Genomic DNA, 14084 nt, shown 5'->3' with positions numbered 1-14084 from the left:
CGTCCTCGCGGCGTAGGGGAGCGCGCATATGCCACACACCATCGCAATCGCCTCGGACCATGCGGCCTATGCCATGAAGGCAGAACTCGCCGAATGGTTGCGTAACGAAGGGCACGAAGTGCTCGATCTCGGCACCAATGGGCCCGAGAGCGTCGACTATCCCGATTTCGGCTATCGCCTCGCCAAGGCGATCGAAGAGGGCAGGGCGGAGCGCGGCGTCGCGCTGTGCGGCTCGGGCATCGGCATCTCGATCGCGGTCAACCGCAACCCCGCGGTGCGCTGCGCGCTCGTCTCCGAGCCGCTCTCGGCCAGCCTGGCGCGCCAGCACAACGACGCGAATGTCGTCGCGCTCGGCGCCCGCCTCGTCGGGATCGAGATGGCCAAGGCCTGCATCACCACGTTTCTCGCAACCGAGTTTCTCGGCGACCGCCACCAGCGCCGGGTCGACAAGCTCAGCCATCCAGAAAGGGCCCCCGAATGAGCACCAACCCCGTGAATCTTGGCGCCCAGCCCGATGGCTATTTCACCCGCTCGCTTGCCGAGGCGGATCCCGCGGTCTTCGCCGGCGTCCAGCACGAGTTGACGCGCGAGCAGTACCAGATCGAGCTGATCGCCAGCGAGAACATCGTATCCAAGGCGGTGCTCCAGGCGCAGGGCTCGGTCTTCACCAACAAGTACGCCGAGGGCTATCCCGGCAAGCGCTATTATCAGGGCTGCCATCCGTCCGACGAAGTCGAGCAGCTGGCGATCGATCGCGCCAAGCAGCTGTTCGGCTGCGAGTTCGCCAACGTCCAGCCGCATTCGGGCGCGCAGGCCAACGGCGCGGTGATGCTCGCGCTCGTGAAGCCGGGTGACACGATCATGGGCCTCAGCCTCGATTCGGGCGGCCATCTGACGCACGGCGCCAAGGCCGCGATGTCGGGCAAGTGGTTCAACGCGGTCCAGTACGGCGTCGACCCCGAAACGCACCTGATCGACTTCGACGATGTCCTCGCCAAGGCCAAGGCGCATAGCCCCAAGCTGATCATCGCCGGCGGCTCGGCCTATCCGCGCCAGATCGACTTCGCCAAGTTCCGCGCGATCGCCGATGAAGTCGGCGCGATCTTCATGGTCGACATGGCGCATTTCGCCGGCCTGGTCGCCGGCGGTGCCCACCCGACGCCGTTCGGCCACGCGCATGTCGTCACCACCACCACGCACAAGACGCTGCGCGGCCCCCGTGGCGGCGCGGTGTTCACCAATGACGAGGCGATCGCCAAGAAGATCAACTCGGCGGTGTTCCCGGGCCTCCAGGGTGGCCCGCTGATGCACGTCATCGCCGCCAAGGCCGTCGCGTTCGGCGAGGCGCTCCAGCCCGAATTCAAGGGCTATGCGGCGGCGATCGTCGAGAACGCCAAGATCCTGGCGGCGACGCTCAAGGAGCGCGGCGCGGCGGTGGTCTCGGGCGGCACCGACACGCATCTCGCGCTGATCGACCTCACCCCGCTGGGCGTCACCGGCAAGGACGCCGACGAGGCGCTCGAGCGCGCGGCGATCACCTGCAACAAGAACGGCATTCCCAACGATCCGCTGCCCCCGGTCAAGACCAGCGGCATCCGCGTCGGCTCGCCGGCGGGCACCACCCGCGGCTTCGGCCCTGCCGAGTTCCGCGAGATCGGCAACATGGTCGCCGACGTGCTCGACGGCCTCAAGAAGAATGGCGAGCAGGGCGACGCCCAGGTCGAGGCCAATGTCCGCGAGCGCGTCCGCGCGCTGTGCGAGCGCTTCCCGATTTACCCGGAGCTCTGATGCTTAATCTCCCTCTCCCCTCCGGGGAGAGGGTCGGGGAGAGGGGCCTGAACTGGGCTCCGTCCTCTCTGCCCCTCTCCCAACCCTCTCCCCAGAGGGGAGAAGGCTAAATGCGCTGCCCCTTCTGCGGACATGAAGACAGCCAGGTAAAGGACAGCCGCCCCACCGAAGACGGGGCGGCGATCCGCCGGCGACGGCAGTGCGAGGCCTGCGCCGCGCGCTTCACCACGTTCGAGCGCATCCAGCTGCGCGAGCTCACCGTGCTCAAGAGCGAGGACAAGCGCGAGCCGTTCGATCGCGACAAGCTGGTCCGCTCGATCTCGGTCGCGACGCGCAAGCGCCCGGTCAATGGCGTCCAGATCGAGAAGCTGGTCTCGGGCATCCAGCGTCAATTGGAGACGCTGGGCGACACCGAAATCCCCTCGCAGAAGATCGGCGAGCTGGTGATGCAGGGCCTCAAGGGCCTCGATTCGGTCGCCTATATCCGCTTCGCCTCGGTCTATAAGGATTTCCGCGAGGCCAAGGACTTTGAGGAATTCGCCGGCAATGTCAGCGAGGTCGGCAAGGGTGAGTAAGCCCCCCGTCATCGTCCTCGTCCGTCCGCAGCTCGGCGAGAATATCGGCAAGGCCGCGCGCGCGATGCTCAATTTCGGGCTGGTCGAGCTGCGCCTCGTCGCCCCGCGCGACGGCTGGCCCAATCCCAGCGCCGGCCCCGCCGCCTCGGGCGCCGACATCGTGCTGGAGAAGGCCCAGGTCTTTGAGAGCGTCGCCGATGCGGTGGCGGACTGCGCGCATGTCTATGCCACCACGGTGCGCAAGCGCGGCATCACCAAGCCCGTCGTCACGCCCGAGCAGGCCTCGCGCGACATCCATGCCGAGGAGGGCCGTTCGGCGATCCTGTTCGGCCCCGAGCGCTCGGGGCTCGAGACCGACGACGTCGCGCTCGCCCGCACGATCGTAACCGTGCCGATCAACCCCGAGTTCGGCTCGCTGAACCTCGCCCAGGCGGTGATCCTCGTCGCCTATGAATGGTCGAAGCATGTCCCGAGCGTGGCCGAGGGAGGCATGGCGCTGTCCCAGCCGACCCAGGAGGAGCTCGCCCCGCCGGCGCCGCAGGACGAGCTCGACGGGCTGATCGGCCAATTGGACGCGATGCTCGAGGATTCGGGCTATTATTTCCCGCCCGATCGCGTGCCCTCCACCCGGCGGACGCTACGCACCGTGCTCACCAAGGCGGGCTGGTCGAGCCAAGAGCTGCGCACCCTGCGCGGCGTGCTCTCCGCGCTCGAGGGCCGCAAGCGCCACCGCATCAGCTGACATATATCAGCAACACACTTTCTTCTTTCCGCGCTCGCGGCGCGCGGCTATCCATGCGGCATCCGTCGTTCCGTGGGGGTTCCTCGATGCGTTTCGTTCCCGTGCTTGCCCTGTTCGCGCTGTCCGTGCCCGCCTTCGCCCAGGAAACCCCTGCGCCGGCGCCGCAGACCGCCAAGCCGGGCAAGAACGATCCCAACCGCATGGTCTGCCGCAGCGTTGCCACCACCGGCAGCATCCTGGGCGGCCGCAAGGAATGCCATACCAAGGCCGAATGGGACAATGCCGCGGAGAAGGATCAGCGCGAGTTCCGGCAGGCCGCCGGCAATTCGGGCCACTCGCCCGGGCAACGCTGAGGCGGACCGCTCCGCTTCGTCCTGACTGCCCGGCCGTCCGCCGGGCGCACCCCGTTTTTTCGGAGATCACAAGATGCGTTTCGTACCCCTGTTCGCGCTGCTCGCGCTCTCGACTCCCGTCCTCGCCCAGCAAGCCGCCCCGGCACCCGACCAGGCCGCCCCGGCCAAGGACGGCAAGAAGGACAAGAACGACCCCAACCGCCAGGTCTGCCGCCGCGAAGGCTCGACCGGCAGCCGGCTGAACACGCCCAAGGTGTGCCATACCCTGGCCGAGTGGAAGACGATCGACAGCAACACCGCCGCGGTCAGCCGCAACAACGACGGCGGCCGCAGCCAGTAAGGCTCAGCGCGCGTCGAACTTGACCAGTTCGTACGCGATCGACGCCTCGACCAGCCCCTCCCATAGCTCGCCCACCGCATCCTCGGGGATGCCGGCGGTGCGGGCATGGGCGCGGGCATTGGCGATCACCGCCGCCTTGCGCGCCTCGTCGCGCACCTGGCCGCGCTCGGGCTTGATGCGGGCGGCGGCGTCCATATAGCCGAAGCGGCGCTTGAGCAGCGCGACCAGCGCCGCGTCCACCGCGTCGACGCCGGCGCGGACTTCCACCATGGTCGTGCAGGCTTCGGGATCGAGTATCTCTTGCATGCCCGCTCCTTGGCGGGGCAACCGGGCGCTGTCCAGCTTGACTCCTGCAGCGCCCGCCGCTAACCGCGCGCCTTCGCAATGGCCCCGCACCCCGGTGAAGCGGTGGCCCTGTCCTCCCTAGCGAGACCAGCAGGCGGATACCGGGAAAAACGTTGTTAGCGATTGCAAGGAATTACAATGTCGAAGCGTTCCAGCGCAAAGTACAAGCTTGACCGCCGCATGGGCGAGAACATCTGGGGCCGTCCCAAGTCCCCGGTGAACAAGCGCGAATACGGCCCCGGCCAGCACGGCCAGCGCCGCAAGGGCAAGATGTCGGACTTCGGCATCCAGCTGCGCGCCAAGCAGAAGCTCAAGGGCTATTACGGCGACGTCACCGAGAAGCAGTTCAAGCGCGCCTATGAGGACGCTTCGAAGATGAAGGGTGACACCTCGCAGAACCTGATCGGCCTGCTCGAGCAGCGCCTCGACATGATCGTCTACCGCGCCAAGTTCGCGCCGACGATCTTCGCGGCCCGCCAGCTGGTCAACCACGGCCACGTTCTGGTCGATGGCGAGAAGTGCAACATCGGTTCGCGCCGCATCAAGCCGGGCCAGACCGTGTCGCTCCGCCAGAAGGCGCAGGAAATGGCGCTGGTCATGGAAGCCCAGAGCCTCGCCGAGCGCGACATCCCCGATTACGTGTCGCCGGAAGGCGCCTCGAAGATCACCTTCACCCGCGTGCCGACCCTCGACGAGGTGCCGTACCCGGTGAAGATGGAGCCGAACCTGGTCGTCGAGTTCTACAGCCGCTGATGCCAGGATTTAGCGCAAGCTAAATCCGGCTACATATCAGCGGCTCGGCCGGCGGCGCTCAAGCGCCGACCGACGGCGCGGCTTTGCCGCGACGCCGATCCAGACAGAAAGAGGGCGGTCCTTCGGGGCCGCCCTTTTTCTTTCTCGCATTCCCCTCCCTGCAAGGGAGGGGCTAGGGGTGGGTTGGAAAAGGCCGGGCTCGATGCCCGGGCTTTTCTGTTTCACGAGCCGGCTGGATGGGCGCCCCCGGCTTTCGCCGGGGTCGCAACCCACCCCCCGACCCCTCCCTTTCAGGGAGGGGAGCAGCTGCCGCCTATGGCTTCGCCGCCAGCCCCAGCGCCTTGCGCAGGAAGCCGTCGCTCTTGTCGAGCATCTGCGCGCGCACCTGATCGTCCTCGAGCTGGTGGTCGAGCCCCTTGAACTCGACATATTCCACCTGCTTGCCCGCGCCCTTCAGCTTGTTCGACATGGCGCGCGATTCGCTCACGCCCACATTCAGATCCTGGTCGCCGTGGAACAGCAGCACCGGCGCCTTGATCTTCCCGATGTTCTGCAGCGGCGAGCCTTCGCTGACATGCGGGCCATGGCCGATGAACGCGTCGACATTGTCGTAATTGGTGAAGCCGCGCGCTTCGCCGCGCAGCATGTCCAGGTCGGTCACCGGCGCGATCGCCACGATCGCCTTGAACAGGTCGGAATCGAGCACCGAGCTCTGCAGCGCTGCATAGCCGCCATAGGACCAGCCGACGATCGCCAGCTTGCCCGGCGCGGCGATGCCCTGCTTCTCCAGCCAGCGCCCGCCATCGTTGACGTCGCTGATTGCGACGCGCCACGACTGGAAGCCGTTGCGCTGGTACCAGGCGTCGCCATAGCCGGTCGAGCCGCGATAATTGGGCTGGAGCACCGCGAAGCCGCGGGCCGCATAGAATTGCGCCAGCCAGTCGAAGCCCCATTCGTCGCGCGACGCCGGTCCGCCATGCGGCATCACGATCGCGGGCAGGTTCTTGCCGTCGCTCCCCGCCGGCAGCGTCAGATAGCCGGGGATCGGGGTGCCGTCGACCGCCGGGAAGGTGACCGGCTGCACGGTGGCGAGCTTCACCTTGTCGAGCTGCGGGCGCGAAGGCATCACTTCGGCGAGCTGCTTGGTGCCCTTGTCGTAGAGATAATAGGTGCCGGCATCATTGTCGCCGCCGGCGAACATGAGCAGCTTGCTCTCGTCAACGCTGGCATCGATGAAGGTCACCAGCGGCTTGCCGGGCAGCGCCTTGCCCAGCGCGTTGCGCAGCTTGGCCAGCTCGGGATCGAAGAAGTCGGTCACGCGCTTCTCGGTGGCATAGCTCACGCCCACCACGCGCCGTTGCCGCCCGATCCGCGCCAGCCCGTCGACATCGATCTTCGGATTGCCCATCACCAGCTTGCGGGTCAGGTTGCCGTCCAGCGAGATGCTGTAGAGCGCGCGGTGGCCGTCCTGCCCGTCGAAGCCATAGACGACGTTGGCGTCACGATCGACGGCATAGGGGTTGAACCCGGTCTCGCTGCCATCGGCATTGTAGATCAGGTCGCCCAGCTTCTTCCATTCGCGGCTGTCGGGCGTGCGGTAGCTGTACGAGATGCGGTTCGACTGGTTGCCGTTATTGTCGAGATTCTGGACGCCCATCACCCGCACATTGCCGTGCCCGTCGCTGATGAAGTCGGAGGCGCCGCGGCGATTGGGCTCAACCTGCTTGTGCTTCAGCGTGGTCGTGTCGACCAGGTCGATGCCCACGCCTTCCTTGTTGCTCGCGGCGTGTGTGCCGGTCGAATATTCGGGGATGTAGAGCTTGGTCATCAGCACCGAGCCGTCCGATCCGTCGGGGCCCCAGTCGATCACGTCGCCGCCCGACTGGTCCATGCCGAGTGCCTTGTCGCTCGGCGGCTCGCTCAGCACCTTCAGGTCGGAGCCGTCGCTGTTGAGCGTCACCATCCGCGTGAACGCCACTTTCTGGTCGAGCTGCTGGATCATGTAGACGCTGCAGATGATCCGCGTGTTGCTCGCCCAGTGGCAACTCTGCAGCTGGTCGGGGCTGCCGGTGCCGCGCAGCACGGTCTTGGTATCGCCGCTGGCGAGGTCGGCGATCACCAGCGCCGCGCCGCGCCCGTTGATCGGCTCCACCATCGCCACGCGCTTGCCGTCCGGCGACAGGCTGATCTGCTGGACATATTCGCGCGCACCGAAGCGCTTGGCGTCGTCGCTCTGGGCATACGCGAGCGCCGGCATGGCAACGGCGGCGAGCAAGGCGCCGCGAACGATGGTTTTCATGAATCCCCCACTTGTTACGAAGCCGAGCCTAAACGGCTGACCTGTTTTGGCAATCCGCTGAAATCACCGCTTCGGGGGCAGGCGCGCGCCACGATGAAGCAAGCCCGTGGCAAGGCGCGCCGGTCGCTGACCCATAGCGGCGTCCGCGGCGCTGGCCGATCGCACCGAATCCGAATAATCTACCCGAATTGGCGGAAAGTCCCCGAATTCGGGTCAAGACGTCTGGCAAAAGTGCCGATGTTTCCGTAACATTTCCGCAAGAAAACCCTCGGGTCGCAGCGTGGGTAATAAAGTCGTTCGCCGGGATGTGCTCCGGAACGAACGCGGCGTGCATTTGAACTGAACGGAACAGGATTGGGGCTGGGGCCGAGTCGTGTTGCCGTGTGAAGGTCCGGGGGGACTAAGCATTGCCTCTTGTCCATCGAGACGTGCGTCTCGATCATCCAGCAGTAAAATCGTTGCTTGGCCGTCTCGATGCCGCAGGTGCCATTGGTGTCCCGCGCTATCCCTTGCCGGCGAGCCGCAACGGCCGCTGCTACTGGAACGTCCGCGATCAGGTGCGCGCGCAGGGCGGCACTTGCCGCTTCGGCTGGATGCTCGTCGAGATTCCGGGCGTGATGCTGTTCGGCTGGCATCATGCGGTGTGGCAGGCGCCTTCGGGGCTGCTCACCGATATCTCGCCGCATCCGGTCACCGGCTGGGGCGTCGGCAGCACGAGCTTCGCGCCCGACCCGGTGCAGGATTATCCGCTCGATTGGCCGCCGAACATGCCCCAGGTCTTCGAGCCGCTGCTCGTCGCGGCGCCGCTCGATCGCTTCGTCGCCGCGGAGGCGGAAGTGCATGCGCTGCGCCAGCGCTACCGCGATGCCCAGCGCGCGATCGATTCAGCCACCTGCTTTGACGGCGATGCCGATCTGATCGTGCATGTCGAAAGCGTCGGCGATCTCGCCCAGCTCAAGAAGGTCGAGCGCCGCTTCCTGCCGCAAATCCGCGCGGCCGAGGCCCGCCGCGACGCGTTGATCCCGGCGCTGGTCGAGCTCCAGCAAGCGGCGCTCGATCGGCTCGAGGATGCCTCGAACCACAGCCTGGCGGTGGCGGCCCAGGCGGCGGAGATTTTGCGCGCGGTGAGCGGGTAGATCCCCCCGCCACTGCGCACCGTCATCCCCGTGCGGGCGATCCGGAGCTTCGGCAGCCCCGCTCTCGGCTCCGTCCTACGCCCGCGCGGGGATGACTTCAGTTTCCGAGCTCGCGCACAGCGAAGTCGATGAAGCTCGGCCAGTTGTCGCGGTTGTTGTGCCCGCCGCGATGCTGGCGGAAGGCCAAGTCGCCGCCGGTCACCGGGGTCAGCGCGGGCGGGAAGTCGGTTGCGCTCAGTCCCTTGCGGCCGGTGATCGTCCAGGCCGGCGATGCTGCCACCGCCGCCAGGAAGCTGCCCTTGGGATCGACCCAGCCATCGCCGGTGTCGACCGTGCCGGCGCCGATGAACAGCGGGCGCGGGGCCGAGAGCGCGATCAGCATGTGCGCGTCGATCGGCAGGTCGAACTCGGTCTTCGGCCCGGCGTACTTCAGGAAATTGCCGGCGAACCAGTGATATTCGCCGCCGGCGGCCAGGTTGCCCATCCGCTCGCCGAAATTGCGGCGATAGAGCGCCGCCCCGCCCGCGCCCGACGAGCCGATGAAGCCGATCGCGAACTTTGGATCATAGGCCATCGTCACCAGTGCCGCCTTGCCGTAGCGCGACAGGCCCTCGATGCCGATCCGGCGCGCATCAACATCGGCGTTCGAAGCGAGTGCTTCGCGCGCCCGGCTCGCGCCCCAGGCCCAGGCGCGCAGCACGCCCCAGTCCTCGGGGCCGCGCCGCTTACCCCTGAGCGCGATGCCGATCACCCCGGTCTTGAGTTCGCCGCCATTGTCCGCCTGGATCGAGTTCGCCACCACGGTCGCATAGCCCCAGCCGCGCTTGAGCAGCTGTTCGGTATAGGGCGGGCCGGGATCGGCGGGGCGGGGCGGTCCGGGGAATTTGAATCCCTCGGGGAAGCCGAAGCTGAGCATCACCGGCACGCGCCGGTCGCTCTCTGGCAGCGTGTATCTGAGTAATATGGTCGCCGAAGCTTGCGGCCAGGCCGAATTGTTCGCCTTGCCCTCGAGCCAGGCCTTGGTCACCGGAATCCCGCCCTCGACCGCCTTTTCGGTCTTCACCAGATTCCAGCTTATTTTCGGGGCAGTTAGCGGCACGCGGCCATAGATCTCGCGGTCGAACATTTCGGCGATCTCGCGGTGCCGCCGGTCCCAGCCCTTGCTGTTCCGGACGGCGCGGCCGTCCTTGAAGCGCATCAGACGCGGAAGTTCGGGCGTGCCCGCTTTGGCCTCGTCATAGTTCACCGCATTGGGCGCCTTGGGGTCGAAGCCGTCGGCGCCGGGGCGGATTTGCGTGATTCCCAGCGTGTCGAGCATCGCCTGGCGGTCGGCATTGGCGGCGGTGTAATCCTGCTGCTGCGCGGCGGCGGGCAGGGCAAGCGCCAATATCGGCGCCCAAAGCGTCCACAAGCGCACGGATTCCTCCCATTTGTTATCGCTACCATAGTGCCGCGCATTGCGATCGGGTGCAACTCCGGCCAACATCGCGGCATAATCGTTCCGGAAGGGGATCCCATGCGCCACCTGCTCACCGCCGCCCTGCTGCTCGCCAGTACCGCGGCCCATGCCCAGACCATCTCCGCCGAGACGATGAAGGCGGTCACCCAGGAGATCTCCTCCGACGCCTATGAGGGCCGCGCCCCGACCACCCCGGCCGAGGACAAGACGATCGCCTATATCGTCCAGCGCTTTGAAAAGGCCGGGCTAAAGCCGGGCAACAAGGGCAAGTGGACTCAGGACGTGCCGCTGGTCGAGCTCACCGCGAACAATGTCGCGCCGCTGGTCTTCTCGGGCGGCAAGGCCCCGGTCTCGCTCGACTATCGCAAGGACATGGTCATCGCCACCTACCGGGTGGTCCCCAAGGTCGCGATCAAGGACAGCGACGTGGTCTTTGTCGGCTATGGCATCAACGCCCCCGAGCGCGGCTGGAACGACTATGCCGGGCTCGACGTCAAGGGCAAGACGGTGGTCATCCTGGTCAACGACCCCGACTATCAAACCCCTGAAGCAAAAGGCTTATTCGAGGGCCGGGCGATGACCTACTATGGCCGCTGGACCTACAAGTTCGAGGAGGCGGCGCGCCAGGGCGCCGCGACCGCGATCATCGTCCACGACACCTTCCCGGCCGCCTATGGCTGGGGCGTGGTCCAGTCGAGCTGGACCGGGCCGCAGCTCGAGCAGGACACGCCGGGCGACCATCTGGACCAGAGCCAGGCGATCGGCTGGATGCAGCTCGACAAGGCGAAGGCGCTCTTCGCCGCCGCCGGCCAGGACTTCGACGCGCTCTCCGCCGCTGCCCGGCAGAAGGGCTTCAAGGCCGTCCCGCTCGGCGTAAAGGCCTCTATCAGCTGGGATGTTTCGATCAGGCACCAGGCCTCGAAGAATGTCGTCGGCATCCTGCCGGGCACGCAGAAGCCCGACGAGGTCGTGCTCTATTCGGCGCACTGGGACCATCTCGGCCGCTGCGACGCGGTCAAGGGCGACGACATCTGCAACGGCGCGGTCGACAATGCCTCGGGCATCGGCGGGCTGGTCGCGCTGGCGGAAGCGCACGCCAAGGCGGGCCCGGCCAGGCGCAGCGTCGTCTTCCTGGCGGTCACCGCCGAGGAATCGGGGCTGCTGGGCTCCAAATATTATGCCGAGAACCCGGTCTATCCGCTCGCCAAGACGGTGGGCGGGGTGAACATGGATTCGCTCAACGTCATTGGAAAGACGAAGGATTTCGTGATCACCGGCGCTGGCAAGTCCGAGCTGGAGGATCTGGTGAAGCCCTATGTCGCGGCCGAGGGGCGGGTGATCGTCCCCGAGCAGCGTCCCGAGGCGGGCAGCTATTACCGCTCGGACCATTTCAGCTTCGCCAAGCTTGGCGTGCCGATGCTCTATGGCGACAGCGGCGACGACCTGGTCAACGGCGGCACGGAGGCGGGCAAGAAGGCGGCCGAGGACTATGTCCAGAACCGCTATCACAAGCCCCAGGACGAATATGACGCCAACTGGGACTGGAGCGGCGCGGTCTCCGATCTCACCATCTACTACCGCCTTGGCCGCCAGCTCGCCGACAGCGGCATCTGGCCGAACTGGTATCCCACGGCCGAATTCCGCGCGGTCCGCGACAAGTCTCGCGCCGGCCAGTGAACGGTTATAAAGGGGCGGAATGACGATGATTCCGCCCCCCAAGCCCGAATGGGCGCCGCACGACGCCGTCTGGATCGGCTTCCCCAGCCATCCGGAGCTCTGGCAGGACGATCTTCCCTCCGCCCGCATCGAAGTCGCCGCCTTCGCCAAGGCAGTGCATGCCGATGGCCGCGGCGAGAAGGTGATCCTGGTCGCCGCCGATGACGAGGCGGCCGCCGCCGCCAAGCTGCTCGTCGGCAACACCGCCAGGATCGTCGTCGAGCGCTTCGGCGACATCTGGCTGCGCGACACCGCCGCGATCATCGGTGGCGACAAGCTGGCGCACGACTTCCGCTTCAACGGCTGGGGCGGCAAATACGACCTGCCCGGCGACGACGATGTCGGCCTGCGCCTCGCCGAGCGCGCGCGCTTCAAGGTCGAGGAGCATGGCTGGATCCTCGAGGGCGGCGCGATCGACGGCGACGGCACCGGCCTGGTCGTCACCACCGAGCAATGCCTGCTCAACCGCAACCGCAACCCGCAGCTCAGCAAGGACGATGTCGAGGAGCTGCTGCGCCGCGACCTGGGCTACACCCAGGTGCTGTGGCTCGGCGACGGGCTGCTCAACGACCATACTGACGGTCATGTCGACAACCTTGCCCGCTTCATCGGCGAGAACCGGCTGCTGATCCCCGAGGCGGCCGAGAACGACCCCAATTGGCGCATCTACCAGGATGCCGCCCGCCGCGCCGAGGCGTTCGGCGTCGACGTGGTGCGCTTCCCGTCGCCGGGCCGCGTGCTCAACGACGACGAGGAGATCATCCCGGCGAGCTACATGAACTTCTATATCGGCAATGCCGCGGTGGTGCTGCCGCTCTATGGGCAGGAGAACGACCAGGCGGCGATCGACGCGCTGGCCCGGCTCTTCCCGGGCCGCGAGATCGTCGGCCAGCGCGCCGACCATATCCTGACCGGTGGCGGTAGCTTCCACTGCATCAGCCAGCAGATCCCGACGGCTTGAATTCCCTCTCCCGCTTTGCGGGAGAGGGAGGGAGCCGACATAGTCGGCGGAAGGGTGAGGGGCAGTAAGGTGAGGCGGGCATCTGCCTCTCGTACAGGCCCTCACCCGGCCTGCGCTTCGCGCGGCCACCCTCTCCCGCAAAAGCGGAAGAGGGTTATTTAGCCGGCGCCCCGGCAATCGGCCCCGCGCCCGGCGCGCTGACGCGCCAGATCATGTTGCCGACATCGTCCGCGACCAGCAGCGCGCCCTTGGCGTCGGTGATCACGCCGACCGGGCGGCCGTTCACCGTCTTGCCGTCCTTGGCGAGGAAGCCGGTGAGCAGGTCGATCGGCTTGGCGCCCTTGAGCGGATAGCCATTGTCGCCGAACGGCACGAAGACGAGCTTGTAGCCCGAGGGCGGCTCGCGGTTCCACGATCCGTGCAGCGCGACAAAGGCGCCATTGGCGAACTGCGCGCCGAGCTTGGCATCGGCGGCGAAGGCGAGGCCGAGCGGCGCGGTGTGCGGCCCGAGCGCATAATCGGGGCGCTTGGTATATTCGCGCAGGTCCGGCCGCTCGGGCGTCACGCGCTTGTCGATATAGCCGCCCCAGTAATTCCACGGCCAGCCATAGAAGGCGCCGAAATCGACTTGGGTGAGATAGTCGGGCGGCATGTCCGAGCCGAGCATGTCGCGCTCGTTGACCACCGCCCAGAGATTGCCGGTATGCGGCTCGAAGCCCATGCCGTTGGGATTGCGGATGCCCCAGGCATAGACGCGCGACGCCTTGGTCTCCGGGATCACCTCGAGGATCGCGGCGCGGGTGCGCTTGGCGGCGTCGAGCTGCTTGGCGACCTCGAACGGCGAGGTGGCGTTGTAGATGTCGCCTTCCTTGTCGAGCCCGTTCTCGGCGATGTTCGACGAGGAGCCGACCGCGACATAGAGGCGCTTGCGGTCGGGCGAGGCGAGGATGTTGCGCGCCCAGTGATTGCCGCCGCCAGCCAGGTCGATGATCTTCTCCGGCTTGGCGGTGATGCTGGTGTCGCCGGCCTTGTAGGGGAAGCGGACGAGCGCGTCGGTATTGGCGACGTAGAGCCAGTCGCCGACCAGCGCCATGCCGCTCGGCGAGTTCAGCCCGGTGAGGAAGGGCGCGCGCTGGTCGACCACGCCGTCGCCATTGCTGTCGCGCAGCAGCGTGATGCGGTTGGCCGAGGGCACGTCGGCGCCGGCGCGCTTCATCATGATGCCCATGATCCAGCCGGTGATGCCGCCGCCCTCGCGCGGGGGCGAGTTGCTCTCGGCGACGAGCACGTCGCCATTGGGCAGGCGATAGAGCCAGCGCGGGTGATCGAGCTTGTCGGCGAAGGGCGCGACGACCAGCCCCGCCGCCGCGGTCGGCTTGGCGCCGTTCGCCCAGCCCTTCGGCGTGGCGATGCGGATCGTCGGGATATCCTGGTAGCGCGCCTCGCCCAGTTGGGGGACCACGCCGGTGACGGCCTGTTCGGAGAGCTTCGCCTTGTCGGGCTGGGTCGCCCAGAAGAACAGCGCGATGAGCGCCACGGCGATGAGGGCGAGGATGATTAGGATCCGCTTGAGCATGGGCGGAGGATAGGGGGCGGGAAGGGGGAAGCCAACTAATT

The 14084-nt window shown here is 66.9% G+C and carries 14 protein-coding genes; 10 read left to right on the top strand and 4 right to left on the bottom strand.

The features are described from left to right. Nucleotides 1–28: 28 nt before the first annotated feature. The 6 genes from rpiB (at nucleotide 29) to ABLE38_RS05500 (ending at nucleotide 3798) form a co-directional block, all read left to right on the top strand. Entirely contained in the window at nucleotides 29–481 is a 453-nt protein-coding gene (gene rpiB / locus ABLE38_RS05525; RefSeq protein WP_348973155.1) for a ribose 5-phosphate isomerase B, read from the top strand. Beyond that, nucleotides 478–1788, top strand: coding sequence for a serine hydroxymethyltransferase (glyA, locus tag ABLE38_RS05520; protein ID WP_348973154.1), 1311 nt, complete (start codon nucleotides 478–480; stop codon nucleotides 1786–1788). The genes rpiB and glyA overlap by 4 nt, the downstream gene beginning before the upstream one ends. A 110-nt stretch (nucleotides 1789–1898) precedes the next feature. Continuing rightward, nucleotides 1899–2363: a transcriptional regulator NrdR gene (gene nrdR / locus ABLE38_RS05515; protein WP_348973153.1), complete on the top strand. Its 465-nt coding sequence runs from the start codon at nucleotides 1899–1901 to the stop codon at nucleotides 2361–2363. Then, nucleotides 2335–3105, top strand: a complete 771-nt coding sequence (locus ABLE38_RS05510; protein ID WP_348973152.1) for an RNA methyltransferase — start codon at nucleotides 2335–2337, stop codon at nucleotides 3103–3105. Before nrdR ends, ABLE38_RS05510 begins: the two co-directional genes overlap by 29 nt. Nucleotides 3106–3191: 86 nt before the next feature. Continuing rightward, the gene (locus ABLE38_RS05505) at nucleotides 3192–3458 is read left to right on the top strand and encodes a hypothetical protein (protein ID WP_348973151.1); all 267 of its coding nucleotides are present in this window, start codon (nucleotides 3192–3194) and stop codon (nucleotides 3456–3458) included. A gap of 73 nt (nucleotides 3459–3531) precedes the next feature. Then, the gene (locus ABLE38_RS05500; protein WP_348973150.1) at nucleotides 3532–3798 is read left to right on the top strand and encodes a hypothetical protein; all 267 of its coding nucleotides are present in this window, start codon (nucleotides 3532–3534) and stop codon (nucleotides 3796–3798) included. Between the two features lie 3 nt (nucleotides 3799–3801). Here the strand turns inward: ABLE38_RS05500 and ABLE38_RS05495 are convergent, their stop codons facing one another. After that, a complete protein-coding gene (locus ABLE38_RS05495) occupies nucleotides 3802–4104 on the bottom strand; it encodes a chorismate mutase (RefSeq protein ID WP_348973149.1) in 303 nt (100 codons plus the stop codon). A 177-nt stretch (nucleotides 4105–4281) separates the two neighbouring features. On the opposite strand from ABLE38_RS05495, the gene rpsD reads away from it, so the two are divergent. Next, entirely contained in the window at nucleotides 4282–4896 is a 615-nt protein-coding gene (rpsD, locus tag ABLE38_RS05490) for a 30S ribosomal protein S4 (RefSeq protein WP_348973148.1), read from the top strand. Nucleotides 4897–5209: 313 nt separating this feature from the next. Here rpsD and ABLE38_RS05485 read toward each other — a convergent pair whose 3' ends face one another. Further along, entirely contained in the window at nucleotides 5210–7195 is a 1986-nt protein-coding gene (locus ABLE38_RS05485) for a S9 family peptidase (protein WP_348973147.1), read from the bottom strand. Between the two features lie 509 nt (nucleotides 7196–7704). Between ABLE38_RS05485 and ABLE38_RS05480 the strand changes: the two genes are divergently transcribed. Further along, nucleotides 7705–8331, top strand: a complete 627-nt coding sequence (locus ABLE38_RS05480) for a hypothetical protein (protein WP_348973146.1) — start codon at nucleotides 7705–7707, stop codon at nucleotides 8329–8331. Nucleotides 8332–8428: 97 nt separating this feature from the next. Here the strand turns inward: ABLE38_RS05480 and ABLE38_RS05475 are convergent, their stop codons facing one another. Continuing rightward, entirely contained in the window at nucleotides 8429–9742 is a 1314-nt protein-coding gene (locus ABLE38_RS05475) for a hypothetical protein (protein ID WP_348973145.1), read from the bottom strand. 105 nt (nucleotides 9743–9847) lie between these two features. On the opposite strand from ABLE38_RS05475, the gene ABLE38_RS05470 reads away from it, so the two are divergent. Then, nucleotides 9848–11467, top strand: a complete 1620-nt coding sequence (locus ABLE38_RS05470) for a M28 family metallopeptidase (protein ID WP_348973144.1) — start codon at nucleotides 9848–9850, stop codon at nucleotides 11465–11467. 19 nt (nucleotides 11468–11486) lie between these two features. Then, nucleotides 11487–12467: an agmatine deiminase family protein gene (locus tag ABLE38_RS05465; RefSeq protein WP_348973143.1), complete on the top strand. Its 981-nt coding sequence runs from the start codon at nucleotides 11487–11489 to the stop codon at nucleotides 12465–12467. A gap of 154 nt (nucleotides 12468–12621) precedes the next feature. Here the strand turns inward: ABLE38_RS05465 and ABLE38_RS05460 are convergent, their stop codons facing one another. After that, nucleotides 12622–14043 carry a sorbosone dehydrogenase family protein gene (locus ABLE38_RS05460; protein WP_348973142.1) on the bottom strand — a complete coding sequence of 474 codons (1422 nt, stop codon included), beginning with the start codon at nucleotides 14041–14043 and terminating at the stop codon, nucleotides 12622–12624. Nucleotides 14044–14084: the final 41 nt, after the last annotated feature.

Source organism: Sphingomonas sp. KR3-1 (assembly GCF_040049295.1).
Taxonomy (GTDB): Bacteria; Pseudomonadota; Alphaproteobacteria; order Sphingomonadales; family Sphingomonadaceae; genus Sphingomonas.
Note: the sequence above shows the minus strand (reverse complement) of the source record. Positions and strands in the feature narration are given on the sequence as shown.